Source organism: Microvirga sp. 2YAF29, from assembly GCF_052114605.1.
Classification (GTDB): Bacteria; Pseudomonadota; Alphaproteobacteria; order Rhizobiales; family Beijerinckiaceae; genus Microvirga.
In genome coordinates, this window is the sequence record NZ_JBFRFB010000012.1 from 78,460 (window position 1) to 98,326 (window position 19,867).

At 63.9% G+C, this 19,867-nt stretch carries 15 protein-coding genes; 11 read left to right on the forward strand and 4 right to left on the reverse strand.

Annotated features, from left to right (window positions below; genetic code table 11):
* The first annotated feature begins 13 nt into the window (after positions 1–13).
* Positions 14–583: a TetR/AcrR family transcriptional regulator gene (locus AB4Y85_RS15700; protein ID WP_441985850.1), complete on the forward strand. Its 570-nt coding sequence runs from the start codon at positions 14–16 to the stop codon at positions 581–583.
* Positions 584–590: 7 nt separating this feature from the next.
* Here AB4Y85_RS15700 and AB4Y85_RS15705 read toward each other — a convergent pair whose 3' ends face one another.
* Genes AB4Y85_RS15705 through AB4Y85_RS15715 form a run of 3 tightly spaced genes read right to left on the reverse strand, consistent with a single transcriptional unit; the run spans position 591 to position 3,787 of the window.
* Positions 591–1,763, reverse strand: a complete 1,173-nt coding sequence (locus AB4Y85_RS15705; RefSeq protein ID WP_441985851.1) for a CaiB/BaiF CoA transferase family protein — start codon at positions 1,761–1,763, stop codon at positions 591–593.
* A 4-nt stretch (positions 1,764–1,767) separates the two neighbouring features.
* Positions 1,768–2,574 carry a 4-hydroxy-tetrahydrodipicolinate reductase gene (gene dapB, locus AB4Y85_RS15710; RefSeq protein ID WP_441985852.1) on the reverse strand — a complete coding sequence of 269 codons (807 nt, stop codon included), beginning with the start codon at positions 2,572–2,574 and terminating at the stop codon, positions 1,768–1,770.
* A 13-nt stretch (positions 2,575–2,587) separates the two neighbouring features.
* Positions 2,588–3,787, reverse strand: coding sequence for an acyl-CoA dehydrogenase (locus AB4Y85_RS15715; RefSeq protein ID WP_441985853.1), 1,200 nt, complete (start codon positions 3,785–3,787; stop codon positions 2,588–2,590).
* 140 nt (positions 3,788–3,927) lie between these two features.
* On the opposite strand from AB4Y85_RS15715, the gene AB4Y85_RS15720 reads away from it, so the two are divergent.
* On the forward strand, positions 3,928–4,824 hold the full coding sequence (locus tag AB4Y85_RS15720; protein WP_441985854.1) for a LysR family transcriptional regulator: 897 nt from the start codon (positions 3,928–3,930) through the stop codon (positions 4,822–4,824).
* Here AB4Y85_RS15720 and AB4Y85_RS15725 read toward each other — a convergent pair.
* A complete protein-coding gene (locus AB4Y85_RS15725) occupies positions 4,815–6,002 on the reverse strand; it encodes a multidrug effflux MFS transporter (RefSeq protein ID WP_441985855.1) in 1,188 nt (395 codons plus the stop codon). The two genes, AB4Y85_RS15720 and AB4Y85_RS15725, sit on opposite strands and share 10 nt — an antisense overlap.
* 415 nt (positions 6,003–6,417) lie before the next feature.
* On the opposite strand from AB4Y85_RS15725, the gene bcsN reads away from it, so the two are divergent.
* The 9 genes from bcsN to AB4Y85_RS15770 all read left to right on the forward strand — a co-directional run bounded on the left by bcsN (position 6,418) and on the right by AB4Y85_RS15770 (position 19,854).
* Positions 6,418–7,308 (forward strand): cellulose biosynthesis protein BcsN, encoded by an 891-nt coding sequence (bcsN, locus tag AB4Y85_RS15730; RefSeq protein WP_441985856.1) that lies wholly within the window; start codon positions 6,418–6,420, stop codon positions 7,306–7,308.
* Between the two features lie 173 nt (positions 7,309–7,481).
* The gene (bcsA, locus tag AB4Y85_RS15735) at positions 7,482–9,680 is read left to right on the forward strand and encodes a UDP-forming cellulose synthase catalytic subunit (protein ID WP_441985857.1); all 2,199 of its coding nucleotides are present in this window, start codon (positions 7,482–7,484) and stop codon (positions 9,678–9,680) included.
* A 10-nt stretch (positions 9,681–9,690) separates the two neighbouring features.
* Complete coding sequence (locus tag AB4Y85_RS15740) at positions 9,691–12,327, forward strand: cellulose biosynthesis cyclic di-GMP-binding regulatory protein BcsB (RefSeq protein WP_441985858.1); 2,637 nt, start codon at positions 9,691–9,693, stop codon at positions 12,325–12,327.
* Positions 12,324–13,418: a glycosyl hydrolase family 8 gene (locus AB4Y85_RS15745; protein ID WP_441985859.1), complete on the forward strand. Its 1,095-nt coding sequence runs from the start codon at positions 12,324–12,326 to the stop codon at positions 13,416–13,418. The genes AB4Y85_RS15740 and AB4Y85_RS15745 overlap by 4 nt, the downstream gene beginning before the upstream one ends.
* Positions 13,409–15,538, forward strand: a complete 2,130-nt coding sequence (locus AB4Y85_RS15750; protein ID WP_441985860.1) for a tetratricopeptide repeat protein — start codon at positions 13,409–13,411, stop codon at positions 15,536–15,538. Before AB4Y85_RS15745 ends, AB4Y85_RS15750 begins: the two co-directional genes overlap by 10 nt.
* Positions 15,539–15,634: 96 nt before the next feature.
* Entirely contained in the window at positions 15,635–16,141 is a 507-nt protein-coding gene (locus AB4Y85_RS15755; RefSeq protein WP_441985861.1) for a chemotaxis protein CheW, read from the forward strand.
* Positions 16,141–17,586, forward strand: coding sequence for a CheR family methyltransferase (locus tag AB4Y85_RS15760; RefSeq protein ID WP_441985862.1), 1,446 nt, complete (start codon positions 16,141–16,143; stop codon positions 17,584–17,586). The genes AB4Y85_RS15755 and AB4Y85_RS15760 overlap by 1 nt, the downstream gene beginning before the upstream one ends.
* A complete protein-coding gene (locus AB4Y85_RS15765) occupies positions 17,583–18,176 on the forward strand; it encodes a chemotaxis protein CheW (protein ID WP_441985863.1) in 594 nt (197 codons plus the stop codon). The genes AB4Y85_RS15760 and AB4Y85_RS15765 overlap by 4 nt, the downstream gene beginning before the upstream one ends.
* 1 nt (position 18,177) lies before the next feature.
* Positions 18,178–19,854: a methyl-accepting chemotaxis protein gene (locus AB4Y85_RS15770; RefSeq protein ID WP_441985864.1), complete on the forward strand. Its 1,677-nt coding sequence runs from the start codon at positions 18,178–18,180 to the stop codon at positions 19,852–19,854.
* Positions 19,855–19,867 lie beyond the last annotated feature (13 nt).

Here is a 19,867-nt window from a genome sequence, read left to right on the forward strand (position 1 = left end):
GCAAGAGTTGCGAATGTTGAAAAATGCCCGAGGCCGAAAAAGTTCCCGCGAGAAAATCCTCGACGCGGCGGCCGAACTCGTGGCCGAAATCGGCGCGGGCCGTCTGACCCTCGACGCGGTAGCCGAACGGGCTGGGCTCAGCAAGGGCGGTCTTCTTTACAACTTTCCCACGAAGGATGCACTGCTTCAGGCAATGATTCAGCGCATGATCGATCAGGTCACGGAATCAAGGGAAACCTTGCGCTCCGAGCTTGAGCCCGGGCCCAACCTGGAGGCGCGGCTGGCTGCCACGACTCTTTTGAAGATGTGTTGCGGCGGCAAGATGCAGGAGATCGCGACCGGCTTAATGGTCGCAACGGCAGAAAACCCCCGCCTGCTCGACCCTGTGCGTACGGTCATTGTTGAAACGTTGCAACGCATCAAGTCAGACTCGGACGATCTGGATTCCGCTCTCCTCGGCTGGCTTGCCGTCGAAGGATTGAGCAACCTCGAAATGCATAATCTCAGCCCCTTCTCGGATCAGGACCGCGAGCGGATCGTGCAGGCGATCAACCGCCTGCTCACGAAGGGCATCGCTTCTTAGAAGCGCGTCACGCCATCCAGGACGGATCGCTCAACACCTCATCCGTATGCTCGCCTAGACGCGGCGAAGGACGGCTTGCCGCCATCGGCTGGCCGTTCATCACGATCGGCGAGCGGACAGACGGGATGCTGCCGCCGTGCGCAGCTGTTGACGTGAGATCGATCTTCATGCCGCGCGCGATCACCTGCGGATCGTCGAACACATCGGCCACGGTGTTGATGGGACCTGCGGGAACACCCTGCTTCTCAAGCTCGGACAGGAGAGTCTCGCGCGTCGTGCGAAGCGTCAGCGCGGTCAGAAGCGGCACGAGTTCATTGCGGTTGCCGACGCGGCCTGCATTGGTCTTGAACCTCTCGTCCTGCGCCAGTTCCGGCTGGCCCAGAACCGCGACGAAGCGCGTGAACTGGCCATCATTTCCCACGGCCACGATCACATGGCCGTCTGACACGGGAAACACTTGGTAGGGTACGATGTTGGGGTGCGCATTGCCCATGCGGCGCGGCGACTTGCCGGAGGCCAGATAATTCATGGCCTGGTTCGCCAGCACGCTCGTCTGCACGTCGAGAAGCGCCATGTCGAGATGCGCACCCTCGCCCGTTTCATCGCGCTGCCGCAAAGCCGCGAGAATGCCCACGACCGAGTACACACCGGTAAAGATATCGACATAAGCCACGCCGATCTTCTGCGGATCGCCCTCCGGATCGCCCGTCAGATCCATGATGCCGCCTAAGCCCTGAATCATGAAGTCGTAGCCTGCACGCGCCGCGTAAGGACCGTTCTGCCCGAAGCCCGTAATGGAGCAATAGACGAGGCGGGGATTGACGGCTTTCAGGCTCTCGTAATCGAGCCCGTACTTCTTCAGGCCGCCGACCTTGAAGTTCTCGATCACCACATCGGCCTGAACTGCCAGCTTGCGCACGAGTTCCTGACCTTCAGGCGTCTCGAAATCGACTGCGATGGAGCGTTTGCCGCGATTGCAGGAATGAAAATACGCGGCTGAGAGATGGTCCCCCTCAGCGCCCTCGATGAAAGGAGGTCCCCAGCCGCGCGTATCGTCGCCCGCGCCGGGCCGCTCCACCTTCACCACATCCGCACCGAGATCGGCGAGCAGCTGCCCGACCCAGGGGCCGGCGAGAATTCGGGCGAGTTCGAGGACTTTGAGACTTTGAAGCGGCTTCATAGGATCAATCCATCACCGTATCGAGACCGCGCTTGAGGCCTTTGAACGATGCGACGCGGCGTGCTGCAAGCAGCGTGCCGGCGACATAGGGAGCAGCCGACGAACCGGCGTCGTGACGGATCACGAGACGTTCATTATCCGCGCCGAACACGGCCTCGCAGGAGAGCACGAAGGATGGCATGCGCAGCGAGTGAACCTGCACCGGTTCCTTCGCACCGAGCGCGCCGCCGCGCGTCTCCTGAACACCGGCAAGTTCGCTCACGGGCTTCGATGTTGCCGCCTGGCGCACATCGCTTAAGAGTTCAGCGAGTTCACGAGCGGTACCTGACGGCGTGTCGGGCTTCTTCGCGGAGGAGTAGTCGATGACTTCCACGTCCGGCACGTAACGCGCGGCTTCCATCGCGAAGCGGCGCAGCAGCGTTGCCGTGATCGAGAAATTACCGGCGGCGAGAACGCCTTTGCCGGCTGCTTGCGCATGACGGTCGATCTCGGCGTAATCCTCCGCCGACAGGCCCGATGTGCCGATCACCACATGGCGGCCTTGCGCCAATGCCGTCACCGCATGAGCTTTGACGGCATTGGGCTTCGTGTAGTCGATCACCACGTCGGAGGGCTGCTGCAACGCCTCCTCCAACGTGGCGCTGATCGTCACGCCGAGGCGCTGCAATCCGGCGACTTCGCCCGCATCCTGGCCCGCCGCGCTGCGGCTGACGGCGCCTGCGAGTTCAAGGTCGTCGGCAGCGGCAATCGCCGCCACCAGTGCCTTGCCGACCCAGCCGGTCGCCCCGGCCAATGTGATGCGAACGGCCATGGCTTACTCCTGATTAAAAGAACGCCTGCAGACCCGTCTGCGCGCGGCCGAGGATCAGCGCGTGCACATCGTGCGTGCCCTCATAGGTGTTCACGGTCTCCAGGTTCTGCGCATGGCGCATCACGTGGTATTCTTCCTGGATGCCGTTGCCACCATGCATGTCGCGGGCCTGACGCGCGATGTCGAGCGCCTTGCCGCAATTGTTGCGCTTCACGAGCGAGATCATTTCCGGCGCCACGCGGCCCTCATCGAAGAGACGCCCGACGCGAAGCGAGGCGTGAAGGCCGAGCGTGATCTCGGTCATCATGTCGGCAAGCTTCTTCTGCACGAGCTGCGTTGCCGCGAGCGGACGGTCGAACTGCTTGCGATCGAGTGTGTACTGGCGTGCCCGGTGCCAGCAATCTTCCGCCGCACCAAGAGAGCCCCAGGAAATGCCGTAGCGGGCGCGGTTGAGGCAGCCGAAGGGACCCTTCAGACCGGATACGTTCGGGAGAAGCGCATCCTCGCCGACCTCGACGCCGTCCATGACGATCTCGCCGGTGATGGAGGCGCGAAGCGAAAGCTTGCCGCCGATCTTCGGCGCGGAGAGGCCCTTCATGCCCTTGTCCAGCACGAAGCCGCGGATCTGGTTGTCATGCGCTTCCGACTTCGCCCAAACCACGAACACATCGGCGATGGGGGAGTTCGAAATCCACATCTTCGAACCGCTGATGCGATAGCCGCCGTCGATCTTCTGCGCGCGTGTCTTCATGCCGGCAGGGTCGGACCCTGCATCCGGCTCGGTGAGGCCGAAGCAGCCGACGAACTCGCCGGAAGCGAGCTTGGGCAGATACTTCTTGCGCTGCTCCTCGGTGCCGTAGGCATAGATCGGATACATGACGAGGGAGGATTGCACGCTCATCATGGAGCGGTAGCCGGAATCGACCCGCTCAACCTCGCGCGCCACGAGGCCATAGGCCACGTAGGAAGCACCGGCGCAGCCGTATTCCTCGGGAAGCGTCACTCCGAGAAGGCCGAGCGCGCCCATCTCGTTGAAGATCTCGCGGTCCGTGCGCTCCTCGCGATAGGCCTCGATCACCCGCGGCTGGAGCTTTTCCTGGGCGTAGGCGCGGGCCGTGTCGCGGATCATGCGCTCGTCATCGGTGAGCATCTCGTCGAGAAGAAGCGGGTCTTCCCACGTGAACTTCGCATATTCCTGTTGAGCACCGGCCATGACGATCCTTCCTCTCCTGCATCACCGGCACGCAGGACCGGGATGCCAAACCTGTTGAATTTCGCTGAGAAAATCGCGCTGGACAGCGCGGAAGTAAAGCGACATCTTCGCAGCAAGTCATTCTCAATTGGAATAAACTGGTGTTCCGTCGCGGTTTTCTGCCCAATGTGGGCAACCTTCTCGCCTTCGAGGCCACCGCCCGCCATGGCAGCGTGTCCCGCGCGGCGGAGGAGCTGAACCTGACGCAGAGCGCCGTCTCGCGCCAGATCCAGCAGCTCGAAGAATCGCTGGGCGTCTCCCTGTTCAGCCGCGCCCGCCAGCGCGTGGTGCTGACCGATGTGGGGCGGCTTTATGCGTCCCAGGTGCGCGGCACTCTGACCGAGCTGGCCGACGCCACCCATCAGGCCATTGCCCTTTCCGGCACCAGCGGCGTTCTGAACCTTGCGACGCTGCCGACCTTCGGCACCCGCTGGCTCATGCCGCGCATTCCCGATTTTTTCACGCGCCATCCGGATGCCACCGTCAATTTCGGCGTGCGCCTCGTGCCCTTCGATTTCGCGGATGAACCTTTTGACACCGCCATCCATTTCGGTGAGCCGCATTGGCCCGGCGCAATCTGCGAGCTGTTGAGAAAGGAAGAGGCGGTGCCCGTGTGCAGCCCGGCCTATCGGCAGCGCGAAGGCATTCACGAGCCCCAGGATCTCGCCCGCGCGCGGCTGCTGCAGCAGAGCACGCGCCCCACGGCCTGGGCGGAATGGTTCGGAAACGTGGATGTGGCCATCGTCAACCCCATGCGCGGGCCTCGCTTCGAGCAGTTCGCCATGGTGGCGCAGGCCGCCGCCGCCGGTCTCGGCGTGGCGATGATCCCGCAATTCCTGATCGGCGACGAGCTCGCCTCAGGCCGTCTCGAAGTGCTGTTTCCGCACTCGGTCCTAAGCAGCGGCGCCTATTACCTCGTCTATCCGGAGCACAAGGCCGAGGCGCCGCTGGTGCGTTCTTTCCGCGACTGGCTGATCAGCGAGACGCGTCAGGGATAGACATGCTTGGGCTTCAGCGCGAGGCGGCTCAGGATCAGTGCGATCCAGGAGCACAAGGCGATGGCGCCCACCATGGAGAGTGACGTCCCGTTATAGAGCGCGCTGACGAGCACGATCATGACGGCGCCCGTGCTCAGCTGCAATGTGCCCATGAGCGCCGAGGCCGTTCCGGCGATGGGGCCGTGCTTGTCGAGAGCGAGCACCGCCGTCGAGGGAATGACGAAGCCGAGACAGGCGAAAGACGTAAAGAGCAGGCCCCACAACAGATAGGCATTGTCGAACCCGGCCAATGTGAGCACGAACAGCAAAGTCACCAGGGCAGCGAAGACCATGAGGGCCGTGCGCACCATCCGCTCGGCGCCGAAGCGGCGCATGAGCGTACTGTTGAACTGGGCGCTGCCGATGAACGCGATGGCGTTCGAGGCGAAGACCATGCTGTAGGCGGATGGCGTCAGGCCGAAATGCTCGATGAACACCACGGACGAGCCCGCGAGATAAGCAAAGAAGCTCGCCTGGCTGAAGCCGCCGATGAATGTGACGCCAAGAAAATGACGGTCCTTCAGAAGGCTGCGATAGGTGGAAAAGGCATGGCCGATGCCGCGCTTTTCCGCACCCGGCGCCCGCGTTTCCGGCAGCAGGAACAAGATCACCGCCAGACCGCCGATTCCGATGGCCGCAATGGCCCAGAAGATGACGCGCCAACTGAAGAATTCGGTCAGCGTGCTGCCGGCGAGCGGCGCGAGGATCGGGGAGACGCTGAAGACCAGCATGGTGGTGGCCATGAGCCGGGCCGCCTCGTGGCCCGTATGCAGATCGCGAATGATCGCCCTCGGGATCACCATCGCCGCGCAGGAGCCGACGCCCTGGAGGAAGCGGAAGGCGATCAGCGTCTCCACATTCGGCGCGAAGCTGCAGCCGATGCTGGCGAGGATGAACAGGCTCAGGCCGAAATAGAGCGGCGGCTTGCGCCCGAATCGGTCGGCGAGCGGCCCATAGACGATCTGGCAGACGGCCACCGCCAGGAAGAAGCTCATCAGGCTCATCTGTACGGCGCTGACATCGACTTGCAGGTCGCGGGCGATGGCCGGGAAGGCCGGCAGATACATGTCGATCGCGAAGGGTCCTATGGCGGAGAGCATCCCAAGGACGAGGGCATTGCGCAGGAAGGCGGATTGCATCGAAACGGCTTTCGTGGCCCCGGCTTTCATGAAGCGGGATTGAGAAAACGGCCCATCAAGGGGTCGAACGAACGGAAAACGAAAAAGGTGCGTGGGGGCCGGCGGTGGGAGACCGTGGGCTCAAGCGCGCATGAGCCTCGCTTTTATGCTCCCTCCCGGTCAGGTCAAGCGGCATCCCCGCCTTTCAGGGGGACAAAGTTCCTCTAACGTCAGGCTGATTACACTTCGTTAACTATGTTTGGCCATCACTGGTTAAAGATTCATTTCTGGTTCGCCGATCTCGGGAAATTGCCCCTATTTCAAGGACAATTTTCAGGAATTGCTCTTCCAGGACCGATTGGCGCCTATAATTAAGCTACTCATGACCCCTGCTTTGCCCACCCTCCGCATGACCTTCGAAGGCACGATGCCAGACATGCGTCTTCGGATCCGGCATCGGACCTCCTTGAGCCGCGCCCTTCGGGCTCTCGCGATCCTGCCGGTCCTCGTGGCGGGAGCCTGCACCACCCGCTCCGATATCGGCTTCGCCACCCTCATGAACGAGGTTCCGGCGACCCAGGCGATCATTGTTCCCCCGCCCGGCGGCCCCTCCATCGTGGCCGTGCTCCAGCGCAACTACCAGAACGGCGTCACCCAGGAGATCGCCCTCTCCACCGCCTCCATGACGCCGGGCCAGAACGCCTTTTATGTCAGCCTCTCGACCGGACGCAGGGGATTGTCCGAGATCGACGACGTTCTCAGTCTGCCCACCTCCATCACCCAGGACCGGATTGCCGGCGAGATGGAGGAAAGGCTGCCCGGCATCGAGATGCAGACCTCCCTCGTCTACGTCCAGAACAGGTACGGACCCTTCGGCTTCGCCACGGGACGCTCCGCGAACGGGGATACCTGCCTCTACGCGTGGCAGCGGATCGAGCCCAACGAACCGGCCATCTTCATCCCCGGCGGTGTCATCTCCGTGCGCTTGAGGCTGTGCGATGCCGCAGCCACCCAGCAGCAACTCCTGCGGTCCATGTATGCCTTCACGATCTCGGCCTATTACATGTCCAATTTCTGGAACCCCTACGGCTCGCCGCCATCGCCGCCCGCCCAGCTTGGGCAGCTCGATGCACCCCTCTACCCGCTCGGCATAGGCACCGCCGAGCCGCCCGCCGTCGTCCGGCAGCGGGTCCGGGTCGAAAGGCCGGCCTCGCGGCTGATCGACAAGGACACGGTTGCACCCAGGAGGGCGCCTGCGGCACCTGAGGTTCCGGAAGGACCGACGAGCGGCTATCCGGTGGTTCCGCCACCTGCAACCGGACAGTAAAATGAGACTTCGCCACCAGAACTGAATAACGTACCGGAAAACTATATTTACTAGCGCGACAAAAAAGGCCCAGGAAACTGCAACAATATTATATGAACAACGATAGACCTTCGTAAGTTCTTATCTTATGCGTGCTATCAGGCACTGAACAACCAAAACGAGACTGGGGAACGATGCGAAGGGGTGTAATCGTAGCCTTTTGGGCGGTGGCGGCGATCCTTGTCGTCGTTCTCGTCGCCCTTCCCATCAGTCTCCAGGCACACCTCGTGGCCGGCCTCGTCGTCGTCGCCTGCATGATCGTGCTCAAATTCTTCCGTGCGCAGGGCGTCTGGCGCATCATCGCCCTGGCGCTCGGCACGGCTATCGTGCTGCGTTATGTCTTCTGGCGCACCACGAGCACGATCCCGCCCGTCACCGAAGTCGCAAACTTCATTCCGGCCATCCTGCTCTACATGGCCGAGATGTACAGCGTGATGATGCTGTTCTTAAGCCTCTTCGTGGTGTCGAGCCCCCTGCCCTCGCGCAAGCCGCCGAAGGTGGATTCCAATAACCTGCCGACTATCGACGTGTATGTGCCGACCTACAACGAGGATGCGAGCCTGCTCGCGACCACTCTCGCTGCGGCAAAGGCGATGAACTATCCCGCCGACAAGTTCACGGTCTGGCTCCTCGATGACGGCGGCACGGACGAGAAATGCAATTCCACCAACCCCGCCGCCGCTCAGGCCGCCCGCGACCGGCGCACGGAATTGCAGGCCCTTTGCGACGCGCTCGACTGCATCTATCTGACCCGCGCCCGCAACCTCCACGCCAAGGCGGGCAATCTCAATAACGGGATGGAGAATTCCACCGGCGACCTGGTGGCGGTCTTCGACGCGGACCATGCGCCCGCCCGCAACTTCCTGGAAGAAACCGTCGGTTATTTCACCAAGGACAAGAACCTGTTTCTCGTCCAGACACCGCACTTCTTCATCAACCCCGACCCGGTCGAGCGCAATCTCGGCACCTTCCAGACCATGCCGTCCGAGAACGAGATGTTCTACGGCGTCATTCAGCGCGGTCTCGACAAGTGGGACGCGGCATTCTTCTGCGGCTCGGCAGCCCTCTTGCGGCGCGAGGCCTTGCAGGAAACGAACGGGTTCAGCGGCCTCAGCATCACGGAGGATTGCGAAACCGCGCTCGAACTTCACTCCCGCGGCTGGACCAGCATCTATGTGGACAAGCCGCTGATTGCCGGCCTGCAGCCGGAAAGCTTCGCCAGCTTCATCGGCCAGCGCTCGCGCTGGGCACAAGGAATGATGCAGATCCTGCGGTTCCGCTTCCCGCCGCTCAAGCGCGGGCTCAAGCTGCCGCAGCGTCTCTGCTACATGTCGAGTACGCTGTTCTGGCTATTTCCGTTCTCACGCTTCGCCTTCCTGCTGTCGCCGCTCTGCTACCTGTTCTTCTCGCTCGAGATCTTCACCGCGTCCGGCGGCGAGTTCTTCGCTTACACGTTCACCTACATGATGGTGAACTTCATGATGCAGAACTACCTCTATGGCCGCTATCGCTGGCCGTGGATTTCGGACCTCTACGAATATATCCAAACCATCTATCTGCTGCCGGCCGTTCTTTCGGTCATGGCCAATCCGCGAAAGCCCACTTTCAAGGTGACGGCGAAGAGCGAGACCATGGACCAGAGCCGCCTGTCGGAACTTGGCCTGACTTATTTCATCATCTTCGGCATCCTGCTGCTCGGCGTGGTGGCGACCGCGGTGCGCGTGTGGCTCGAACCTTACAAGGCCGACCTGACGCTGGTGACGGGCGCGTGGAACGTGCTCAACCTCATCATCGCGGGCTGCGCGCTCGGTGTGGTGTCGGAGCGTGCCTCACGCCGCCAGAGCCATCGCGTGCGCATCGACCGCCCCTGCCGCATCGTGGTCGATGGGGAGATCATCGACGCCGCCGTGCGCGACGTCTCGGTCGGCGGTGCGCGGATCCATGTGGCGCCCTCGGCGGGCCCGAACCTGAAGAAGGGCACGCACGGAACGCTCGAATTCCTGCCCTATTCCGGGCAAACCATGATGCAGCAGATGCCGATCGAGATTCGCAAAGTCGGCATGGACGACAAGGGCCTGCTGCTCGGCTGTCAGTTCCACGTGGATAAACCGGAACATCACAAGCTCGTGGCCGATCTCGTATTCGCGAATGCGGATCAGTGGAGCGAGTTCCAGAAGCGGAGACACCAGGATATCGGCGTCCTGCGCGGCACGATCTGGTTCTTCATGGTGTCCCTCTACCAGACCGGGCGTGGCCTGTCCTATCTCTTCGGCCTGCAGAAAATCGGTGTCTCCAAGCCGCCGGCTCCATCCATCGCGCCGGCGACAAAATAAGGGGCCCGACATGCGTTCGCTCTCGATTTCCGCTCTGACCGCCCTGCTTCTGGGAACGCAGATCGCCGCCGCGCAGGTGGCTCCGTTCTCCATGTCGCCCGGGCAATCCGCGCCGTCATCGCAGCCGGACCCGGCGCAGCCTGCCGCTCCGAGCCAGCCGCCGGCGGCCACTTTCGACATGCGCGGGACAGCACCGTCTCCTCAGGCGCCCGCGCCGCAGCCTGGAGCAAATCCTGCTCCGGCCCAATCCTTCGACATGCGCAGCGGAACGCCGACACAACAGGGTGCCGCTCCTCAGCCGCCGGCGCAAGCAGCTCCCCCTGCTTCCGCCACCTCTCCATTCCAGATGGCGCCTCAGGGCCGTCCGCCCGCCAGCGCGGCGACGCCAGCTCCTTCTCCGGCAAGGCCCGCCGTCACGAGCACGGCCCCGGCGCGGAATGCAGCGCGCATCGAACGACCGGTTATGCCCTTCGAGACCATTCGGCTCGAAGGCGAAACGGATGCGCGGGCCTGGACCTTCCATCTTTCGCAGGATGAGGCGGCCAGCGGCGCGAGCCTTTCTCTCGGTTATCAGAATGCCGTGGTCGTGATGCCGGAGGCCTCAAGGCTGCGCATCTCCATCAACGGCGAGAACGTGATCGATACGCCGATCGCCTCGTCGGACGCCGTGAAGCGCGTGACGGCCAATGTCCGGCCCGGCCTCTTGCGCGCCGGGCAGAACTTCATTCGCATGGAAGCACTCCAGCGCCACCGGACGGACTGCACGATCACCGCGACTTACGAGCTTTGGACGGATGTGGATTCCCGCTCCACGATGCTCACCTTTGCGGAGGGCACCACCAAGACGCTGCGCAGCCTGGAGGACCTTCCCGCCATCGGGGTCGATGCCACGGGCGTGACGACGATCCGCGTGGTCGCGCCGAAGGTCTACCGCCCCGAGATCCGCGACCGCCTGCTGCGCCTCGTGCAGATGATCGCGCTTCGCGGGCGCTATGCACGGCCCGTCATCCAGGTGGTCGAGACCGATCCCGGCCCCTCCCCTGTCGGCACCATCAAGGTCGTCATGGGCGTGGCAAGCGAGTTGCGCGGCCTGGTTCCCGGCATCCCGGATGTGGCCATGCAGCAGCCCTTGACCATGATGATGCCGGAGACCGGCTCCGGCGGCTCGACGCTGCTCGTCTCGGGTCCGTCCTGGGCCGACCTGGATTCAGCCATCGCGGTCATCGGATCGCAGGCCGTCAACATGGCGAATGTGCAGCGTGGCGTGATCGACACCGCGGCGTGGCACTGGCCCGATATCACCACCGCATTCGGGCGTCGGTCATTCCGCTTCTCCGACCTCGGGGTGCCGACGCAGGAATTCTCCGGACGCCGCCTCAAGGCGCAATTCGCCCTGAGCCTGCCCTCCGATTTCTACGCCACCGAATATGGCGAGGCGCTCCTTTATGTGGATGCGGCCTATACTTCCGCCGTGCGGCCGGGCAGCCATATCGATATCTATGTGAACGACAAGATCAGCACGCAGATGACGATCACCGCGCAGGGCGACATCGTCAGGCGGCACACGATCCGATTGCCGCTGAAGAACTTCAAGTCGGGTCTCAACTTCGTGACCGTCGAAGTCGGCCTCATCACCGACGCGGACAATCGCTGCGCGCCGGGCGAGACCTTGTCGGAAGCAAACCGCTTCGTGCTGTTCGACACCAGCACCTTCGAGTTCCCCGATTTCGGCCGCATCGGCCTTCAGCCAGATCTCGGCGTTCTGAGCGTCGGGCATTTCCCCAATGACGACGAGGTGGCAACCACCGTCGTGCTCGCGCGTCCCGATCCCCTGAACGTGTCCGCTGCCGGCACCTTCCTCGCCCGCATGGCGCGCAGCGCCGGTGCGCCGGTGCGTGCACAGTTCTCGAACGCGGCGTCGGCAGAGGACGAATCGGTTCTCTTCGTCGGTGCCGTCGAGCAGATCCCGCAAGGGCTCCTGAGCAATGTGCGCGTGTCCGAGCATCTGCGCATGCTCTGGCCTTCGACACCGCTTCAAAGCGAGCGCAGCGGCCAGCAGGTCGCGAATGCGGAATTCACCATGCCCGCACGGCCCGCTTCCTCCGGCCCCGCCTCATCGTCCACGGACGAGGTGCGCAAGCGTTGGGCCGAATCCTTCGAGCGGCGCGGCATCATCCAGCGCACGTTCGGCTCGCTTCAGGATTGGGTGGAATCCACCTTCAGCCTGTCGCTGTCGTCCCTGTCGCTGAACAGGCGCGCCGATGCGCCCTATGAACCGCCGCAGCGCTCGACTCTTCTCGTCGCGCAGAACAGGACGCAGAACGGAGGTGCCTGGACCCTCGTCACGGCCCGCTCCGATCAGGCGCTCGCGCAGGAAGTGGCGCGCATGGCCGACCCGATTCTCTGGTCCAAGGTGTCCGGACGTGCCGTCGCCCTTGATCCGGCGGAAGCGAAGCTCCAGGTCGAGCCGATCCGCGATTTCGCCTTCGTCCAGACGCGGCCCTTTTCTCTGCTGAACCTGCGTCTCGTGGCGGCGAACTGGATGTCGGCGAATATTCTCCAATATGCGCTTCTCATGCTGATCTGCTGCACGGTGCTCGGCAGCTCGACCTATTTCCTTCTCAAGCGACTGGGCCGCCCTTCATGAGATGCTTCACAGGCCGGTTTCAAATCCTGACCTGCGCTCTTGCCCTCGCGGTATCCGTGTATGGGGCCGCGCAACCTGTGAAAGCCCTTTCCGTGCAGCCGCTGAACGTTGTCGGCACGCTCTCAGCCGACGAATGGCAGGCCTACCGCTCCCGCTTCGTCGAGGAGAACGGGCGTGTGGTGGACAATGCCAACGGCAATATCAGCCACAGTGAAGGGCAGGGCTATGGCCTGCTTCTCTCCCTCGCCGCCAATGACCGCGTGAGCTTCGAGAAGATCTGGAATTTCACCTTCACGGAACTTCTCATCCGCGACGACGGCCTGGTCTCGTGGAAATGGGAACCCACCGCCAAGCCGCGTGTCACCGACAAGAACAACGCGACGGACGGCGATATTCTCATCGCCTATGCGCTCGCAAAGGCCGGGACTGCATGGCAAGAGCCCCGCTACACCAACGCCGCGCAGAAACTCGCCCGAGCCATCGGCAAGAGCACGCTTGGACGCGAAGGCAGCGCCATCTTCCTGCTTCCCGGCGCGGAGGGTTTCAGGGCTGAAGATCGTCCCGACGGGCCGGTGGTCAATCTCTCCTATTGGGTGTTCGAGGCCTTTCCGGTCCTGGCGGGCCTGGCGCCGGAATATGAGTGGAACAAGGTCTGGCAGGAGGGCGTCACCCTGCTCCAGCAGGCGACATCCGGCAGGGTCCGGCTGCCTGCGGATTGGCTCTCCATCCGCACCCGCATGCAGACGATGCCTGCCGAGGGCTTCCCGCCGGAATTTGGTTACAACTCGTTAAGGATACCTCTTTACCTTCTGCGGGCAGGAATGATCGATTTGGAGTGGCTCAGGGCGTTGAAGCAGCGCTGGTCTGCGGAGAATGAAGGGGTTGCCGTCGTCAACGTGGTCACCGGGCAGGTCCGGGAGCGGTTGAACGATCAGGGCTACGCCATCCTTTCGGCAGCACTTGTCTGCGTTCTGGATGGCACTCCCATCCAGGCTTCGCTGAAAACCTTCGACCCGCAGCTCTATTATCCGTCGACCCTGTATCTGATGACGAAGTCGTGGCTTGGTGAAAAACATCCGCAATGCGTTTAGCAAGTAGCGCCATAACGGTTGCGGCCCTGGTCCTGGGCTTCGCGGCCATCGCGCAGCAGGGCGGCTCCGGCCAGTCCCCTGCACCCGCGCCTGCGCCTAATCCCACGGCGCCGCCTGCACGGAACGCGCTTCCTCAGGTCGACGAATCAGCTTTGCGCTATTTCGCATCGCAAGGCGACACGCGGCGCGTGAACGCGGAGATCGCGCGCCTTCGCGCGCTCTATCCCAACTGGAATCCGCCGAGCGATCTCTCACAGCTCTCATCGGGCGGTGGGCAGACGCCTGTCGATCCGATCATCGACCGGCTGTGGGAGCTTTATCGCGAAGACAAGATCGCGGATGTACGGGCCACCATTGCCGAGCGCCAATCCTCCGATCCCAACTGGCAGCCGCCGCAGGAACTGCTCATCGCGCTCGAATCGGTCGAGGCCCGCCGCCGCCTGACCAATGCTTCCGATGCCGGACAATGGCGCACCGTGCTCTCGGTCGCGACTGAGACACCGGCCCTCTTGACCTGCGCGAACGTGGACGTGATGTGGCGCGTGGCCGAGGCCTTCGCCAAAACCGACCAGCCCAACCGCGCGCGCGACGTCTATACTTATCTCATGACCAGCTGCACCAATCCGGGCGAGCGCCTGGCGACGTTGCAGAAGGCGCTGGAGTTCCTGCCCACCAACCAGGTGACGGAACTCCTTCAGCACGAGCGCAAGACCGGCACCGAGATCGACAATTTCGACTCCATCCGCGAGGAGCTTGCGCGCCGCCGCGTCGAGGCCGCCTCGAATGACGGCAAGACAACCGCGACGCCCGAGGATCTGGCAGCTGTCGAGCGTCTGGCCCGCGGCACCGAGGAAGCTGGCCCGGTTCTCGTGCTCGGATGGTACAATTATCATCACGGCAATCCGGCCCGCGCGCTCGAGCTCTTCAAGACCGCCTTGGATCGCAAAGGCGGCCCGAAGGCGGCGGAGGGCTATGCCATGTCCTTACGCGCGCTGGAGCGGCTCGTGGAAGCCGAGGCCTTCGCCTATGAATGGCGCGAGCAGGCTCCGGAAAACATGAAGGTGTACCTGGACATCGCGACGGCCCTTCTGAGCCAGGACCCGCCGCCGCGTCTCGACGCGCGCGTCGTGGCCCGCATCGTCCCCGTCGTCACGGGCCAGCGCTTCCCCGACGGCGCGCAGGCGCTCGGCTGGTACTCCTACAACACCAACCAGCTCCAGACGGCGCGCGACTGGTTCCGCCAGGCGCTGTCCTGGAAACCCGATGACGAGCCTTCCGCCTACGGCCAGGCCCTGTCCACCCAGCGCATGAACGACCGCGCGGGCTTCAACGCCATCGCCACGCAATGGCGCGGTCGCTCGGAGCGCATCGCTGACCTCGCCGACGGCACCCTTCGCGGACAGGCGGCGCAGCCGAGCCTTCCCGCCACGCAACAGGCTCGCACCGTCGAGATGACGCCGGCACCGCGCTCCGTCCCGGCCCCTGTGGAAGAGCAGCCCCGTGTGGTCGTGCAGCGCAACACCTATCAGGCCGAAGCCGCGCCCATGCGCGAAACCGTCGTCGAGACCCGCACCACGCAGGGCAGCGCGGGCGGACGGCGCAACTGCATCATGACCCGCAATGCGGAAGGCCTCTCGCCGGATGCGGCCCTCGGGCTCGGCTGGTGCCTGATGGAAGCCAACCGCCCGTTAGAGGCGGTCAACGCCTTCGACCAGGCCGTGCGCCGCGGCAGCGGCCGCACCCGCGAGGAGGCGGCCTACGGCAAGTCACTGGCCTATCTGCGCAAGAACCTCACCTCCGAGGCCGCCGTTGCGGCGGCACAAGCCCCCCAGACCGGCGAGCGCCGGGTGGAGCTGGGGGCCTCCATTCTCACCCAGCGCGCGCTGGCCGCCTATCGCGACGGGCGCTATACGGAAACGCTCCTGGCGCTGAGCGAGCGAGCCCGCCTCGTGCCCGAGCAGAACGACCTCATGCTGATCCGCGGCTGGTCCTATTTCAGGATGGGCCGCTACGACGACGCCAGAAAGGTCTTTAAGGCTGTTGAGAAAACAGGCTACTCGGAAGAGGCCGCAGCCGGCCTCAACGCCATTCTCGAAGTCACCTCGAACGTGCGGCAATAACCGTTCAGGCCGTTGCCACCCTTCAACGAGTGCCCATATTACCGGGATGCGGGCGCTCGCGTCCCGTTTTCGTTTCCCTCTACCACGACGTGAGCAATGGCAGGCCTGCAGATCATCACTTTCGACGTTAACGGCACCGCCTGCGCCTTGCGCCGGGAGCAGGTGCGCGAATTGCTGCCGCTGCCGCGCCTCTGGCGGCCGCCGGCCCTGCCGCGTCCCGTGGCCGGGTTCTTCAATCTCGGCGGCAAGGCGGTTCCAGTCATCCGTCTCGATGTGCTCTTCGGTCTGGACGGCAAGCAGGAGGACGGCGAGGCCGCTCTGTACCGGCACCTGATGATCGTCCAGGTGCCCGGACAGGCGGAGCCCCTCGCGCTCCTCGCGGACCGGGTGCTCGATGTAGCGACTATCGCAGGCACGCAGCTCTCGCCCGTTCGTGAAGGCAACAGCCTGAACGGATGCGTCGAGGCGGAGATCACGCTTGGATCGCGCCTCGTGCATCTCTTGTCCCTGGATCGCCTGCTCTTCGAACAAGAGCAGAAGGCCCTGGCCGAGCTGGGACGCCACGCACAAAGCCGCCTCGGTGAATGGACGGTTCCGGCCTGATGGCCGCGAAGTCCTTCTCCAATCCCCTGCTCGATGCCGGCTTTCCCAAACTGAAAAGCCGCATCATCGAGCGCACGGGACACTTTTATTATCAGGACAAGGACGACCTTCTCTGGGAGCGGGTGCGCAAGCGCATGCGCGCCACCTCAACAGGCGATTCCACGCAATATCTCGCCCTCCTCGATGACAGGATTTCCGGCCCCGCGGAATGGACGAAGCTCGAAGCCGAAATCACCATCGGCGAGACGTTCTTCTTCCGCTACGCGGAGCAGTTCACCGCGCTTCGCGACACGATCCTGCCTGAGATCATCGAGCGCAAGCAGGAGCAGGGCGAGAGACGCCTGCGCATCTGGAGCGCGGGCTGCGCCACGGGCGCCGAGCCCTATTCGCTCGCGATCCTGGTCAGCGAGCTGCTGGGCCCGCAGCTCGAACAATGGCGCACCACCATCGTCGGAACGGACATCAACGAAAGCTTCATGGAGGTGGCGCGGCAGGCGCGCTTCGGCAAATGGGCCCTGCGCTCCATGCAGCCGCAGGAACGCGACCGCTACTTCCTGCCCGGGAAAGGCGAGCAATGGCAGCTGCGGCCGGAATTCCGGTCTCTCGTGCGTTTCGAACGGCACAATCTGCTGAGCCTTCTCGATGGAACATCGCCGCTGGAATTCAGCGAATTCGATCTCATTCTCTGCCGCAACGTCCTGATCTATTTCCATCCCGACACGGTCACCCAGGTCGTCCAGGCCCTGCGCGACTGTCTTGCCGACAGGGGCTGGATGCTGCTCGGCCACGCGGAACCTAACCCCGCCTTCGCCAACATGATGCAGGCGCTCAGCTTGCCCGGAACCGTCGCCTACCGGCAGGGGGCCGGCGAGGCTCCGCCACCCAGGGAGAAAGCGCCGGAGTCATGGGCGCCGTTGATCCCGCTTCCGGAAAAGCCTGCGGCACAGCCGAAACGCCCTGTCCCGGTCCGCACCACCCAACCGCCGCCCGCTCCCGCGCCGCAATCTCTCCCAGAGCCCTCCGAGCCGGATTCCCTGCTCGATCAGGTGAGGGACCTCGCCAATCTGGGGGATTTCAGGACGGCCCAGACCCTCTGCACCCGGGCGCTTGGCGTGCATCCCCTCAATCCGGCCCTCCATCTCTATCAGGGCCTCATCGCGCAGGCGTTGAATCGGCCCGAGGAAGCCGAGAAGTGCTTCCTTAAAGGCATCTATCTCGATACAAGCTTTGCCATGGCTCACTACCATCTCGGACTCCTGCTGCTTGCCGAGGGGCGGCCCAGCCCTGGGCGGCGCTCCCTCACCAATGCGGCCAGCATTGCCGCCGGCTTAGCCGACGATCAAGAGATGGCCGAAGGGGACGGCCTGACGGCCCGCGACCTGCGCAATCTCGTCCGCATCCATCTTGAGGCGGCCACGCGAAGCGAACGGAAGGGACGCCGATGAAACGAGCCCTGCAGCGCAAGCTGATCAACGTCGCGCGAACGAAAGCCCGCTCCGCGGAGGAACGGGCGCGCCAGATCCTGGACGAGCGCACGGCGCGGCTGGCCGAACGCGGCGGGCTCGAGCCCATCGTCGAGCCAGACCGAGCCCTGATCTGCGCCGCCGGGGGCGAGCATTTCGGCGTTTCCCTGAATGCCATCGCCGAAATCCTGCCCTATCGCGAATGCGTGCCGGTGCCTGACGGGCCGCCGGCCATGGTCGGCGTCTTCGGCCGCAACGGCCAGTTGGTCAGCGTGCTCGATCTGGCCCTGGCCTTGGGCCTGCAACCGAGCGCCAACGAGGACGGCACATGGCATCTCGTGATGCTGCGCCAGAGCCAGCCCCAGGTTGCCCTGAAGGTTGAACGGGCCTATGCCGTGTCCGAAATCCTGCCGCTGGCCGAGACCGAGGCCGGCACATTCCGCAACGAGGCGGTGATCGGTTACGCGAAAGCTCTGTCCAGCTTTGCCGACGAGGAAAGAGTCCTATCTCTGCTCGATACCGCCCGCCTCCTTCGTCCTTTCCTGCCTTCTTCCCCTGTTCCTGGAGTTTGACGTGACGATCTCGATCGCCAACCGCATCCTTCTCGGCTTCGCCGTCATCCTCGCGCTGATGGTCGGGCTCGGCTTCTATGCCATCAACCAGCTCGACGACGTGCGGCAATCCACCGAGACGATCGTGACCCGCGACCTCACCCTCATGCGCCAGATCGAGCGTGTCGGCGATCAGCAGAACACCATGCGCGGCCTGCGGGAGGAAATCCTCTCCCGCTACCTTCTCCGCTCGCTCGGCCAGCAGCAGGCCTCAGCCGAGGATGTCGCGCGCGCCTGGCAGCAGGAGGCCGCATCGACCGAAGCCTCGCTTGCGCAGACCACCGCCATGGTCAACGAGTTCGTCTCCCGCTCGGTGAACCAGCAGCGCGCCGATGCATGGCGACGGATCGGCGAGCAGCTCACCCGCGCGAACACCGATCTTCGCCAGCTGCGCGCGATGAGCGAGCGGCAGTTTGCGGCCCTTCAAGCCAATGATCATGCCGGTGTCATGACGACGCGAGACTCGCTCAACACGACACGCGACAGCTGGAACCGCAACCTGGATCAGGCGAGAGGTATTCTCGGCGAAGCCATCGCGCTTGGACAGCAGCGTGTGAGCGAAGTCTATGAGCAGAGCCGGATGTCGATCATTCTCGCCATTGCGGGCGCTGCTCTTCTCGGCCTCATCATCTCCTATGCGCTGCGCTCTTCCATCGTCGGGCCGCTGACCACCTTCATGGCGTTCGTCGAGAGGGTCGGACGCGGAGAGCTCAGCGGCGAAAAGGCTCTGACCGGCAAGGACGAGATCGGGCATCTCGGCGCGACCCTCAACACCATGGTCGAGGGCTTGAGCCAATTGGCTCGCCAGAGCCGCGAGGCCACCGAAAATCTCAATGCGGCAGCAGCCGAGATCCGCGCTTCGACGCAGGAGCAGGCGGCCTCCGTCGAGGAGCAGCTTGCGGCGGTGCAGGAGACGGCGGCGACAGTGGACGAAATCACCCATTCCGGCACGCAGATCGGCAAGCGCGCGCAGGAAGTGATTGCCTCCGCGCAGGCCGCGGCCCAGACCAGCATGGCCGGATTGCAGGCGGTGGACGAAACCACGCGTGCCATGGATTCCATCCGCGAGCAGGCGGAAGCGGTGGCCGAGAACATCGTGGCGCTGAGCGAGAAGACGCAGGCTGTCGGCGAGATCATCGCGTCGGTCAACGACATTTCCGAGCGCACGCATCTTCTGGCGCTCAACGCCGCCATCGAGGCTGCAGCGGCAGGCGAGAACGGCCGCAGCTTCGCGGTCGTGGCGTCCGAGATGAAATCGCTCGCCGATCAGGCGAAGGATGCGACGATGCAGGTGCGCTCGATCCTCGGCGACATCCAGCGCGGCATCAATTCGTCGGTGATGCTCACCGAGGAAGCCGTGAAGCGCGTCGCGGCCGGCAAGGAACGCACCGACATCACGCAGCAGACCATCACCGGCATTTCCGGACAGATTCAGGAAAGCGTGCAGACGTTCCAGCAGATCGTCGCCTCCACAAACCAGCAGCAGCTCGGCATCGAGCAGGTGATGGGCGCGCTTCAGAACATCCGTCAGGCGAGCCAGCAGACGGCGGCGGGTACACGCCAGCTCGACATGGCGGCGGCCAACCTCTCCGAACTCTCGCAGCAGCTCCTCGGCCTCGCCGAGCGCTACCGCGTGTAGACCGGCGCGGTCG

Coding starts and splice junctions, on each gene's coding strand:
- AB4Y85_RS15700 (WP_441985850.1), top strand. CDS start 14: ATGTTGAAAAATGCCCGAGGCCGAAAAAGTTCCCGCGAGAAAATCCTC.
- AB4Y85_RS15705 (WP_441985851.1), bottom strand. CDS start 1,763: ATGAAGCCGCTTCAAAGTCTCAAAGTCCTCGAACTCGCCCGAATTCTC.
- dapB (WP_441985852.1), bottom strand. CDS start 2,574: ATGGCCGTTCGCATCACATTGGCCGGGGCGACCGGCTGGGTCGGCAAG.
- AB4Y85_RS15715 (WP_441985853.1), bottom strand. CDS start 3,787: ATGGCCGGTGCTCAACAGGAATATGCGAAGTTCACGTGGGAAGACCCG.
- AB4Y85_RS15725 (WP_441985855.1), bottom strand. CDS start 6,002: ATGCAATCCGCCTTCCTGCGCAATGCCCTCGTCCTTGGGATGCTCTCC.
- bcsN (WP_441985856.1), top strand. CDS start 6,418: ATGCGTCTTCGGATCCGGCATCGGACCTCCTTGAGCCGCGCCCTTCGG.
- bcsA (WP_441985857.1), top strand. CDS start 7,482: ATGCGAAGGGGTGTAATCGTAGCCTTTTGGGCGGTGGCGGCGATCCTT.
- AB4Y85_RS15740 (WP_441985858.1), top strand. CDS start 9,691: ATGCGTTCGCTCTCGATTTCCGCTCTGACCGCCCTGCTTCTGGGAACG.
- AB4Y85_RS15745 (WP_441985859.1), top strand. CDS start 12,324: ATGAGATGCTTCACAGGCCGGTTTCAAATCCTGACCTGCGCTCTTGCC.
- AB4Y85_RS15750 (WP_441985860.1), top strand. CDS start 13,409: ATGCGTTTAGCAAGTAGCGCCATAACGGTTGCGGCCCTGGTCCTGGGC.
- AB4Y85_RS15755 (WP_441985861.1), top strand. CDS start 15,635: ATGGCAGGCCTGCAGATCATCACTTTCGACGTTAACGGCACCGCCTGC.
- AB4Y85_RS15760 (WP_441985862.1), top strand. CDS start 16,141: ATGGCCGCGAAGTCCTTCTCCAATCCCCTGCTCGATGCCGGCTTTCCC.
- AB4Y85_RS15765 (WP_441985863.1), top strand. CDS start 17,583: ATGAAACGAGCCCTGCAGCGCAAGCTGATCAACGTCGCGCGAACGAAA.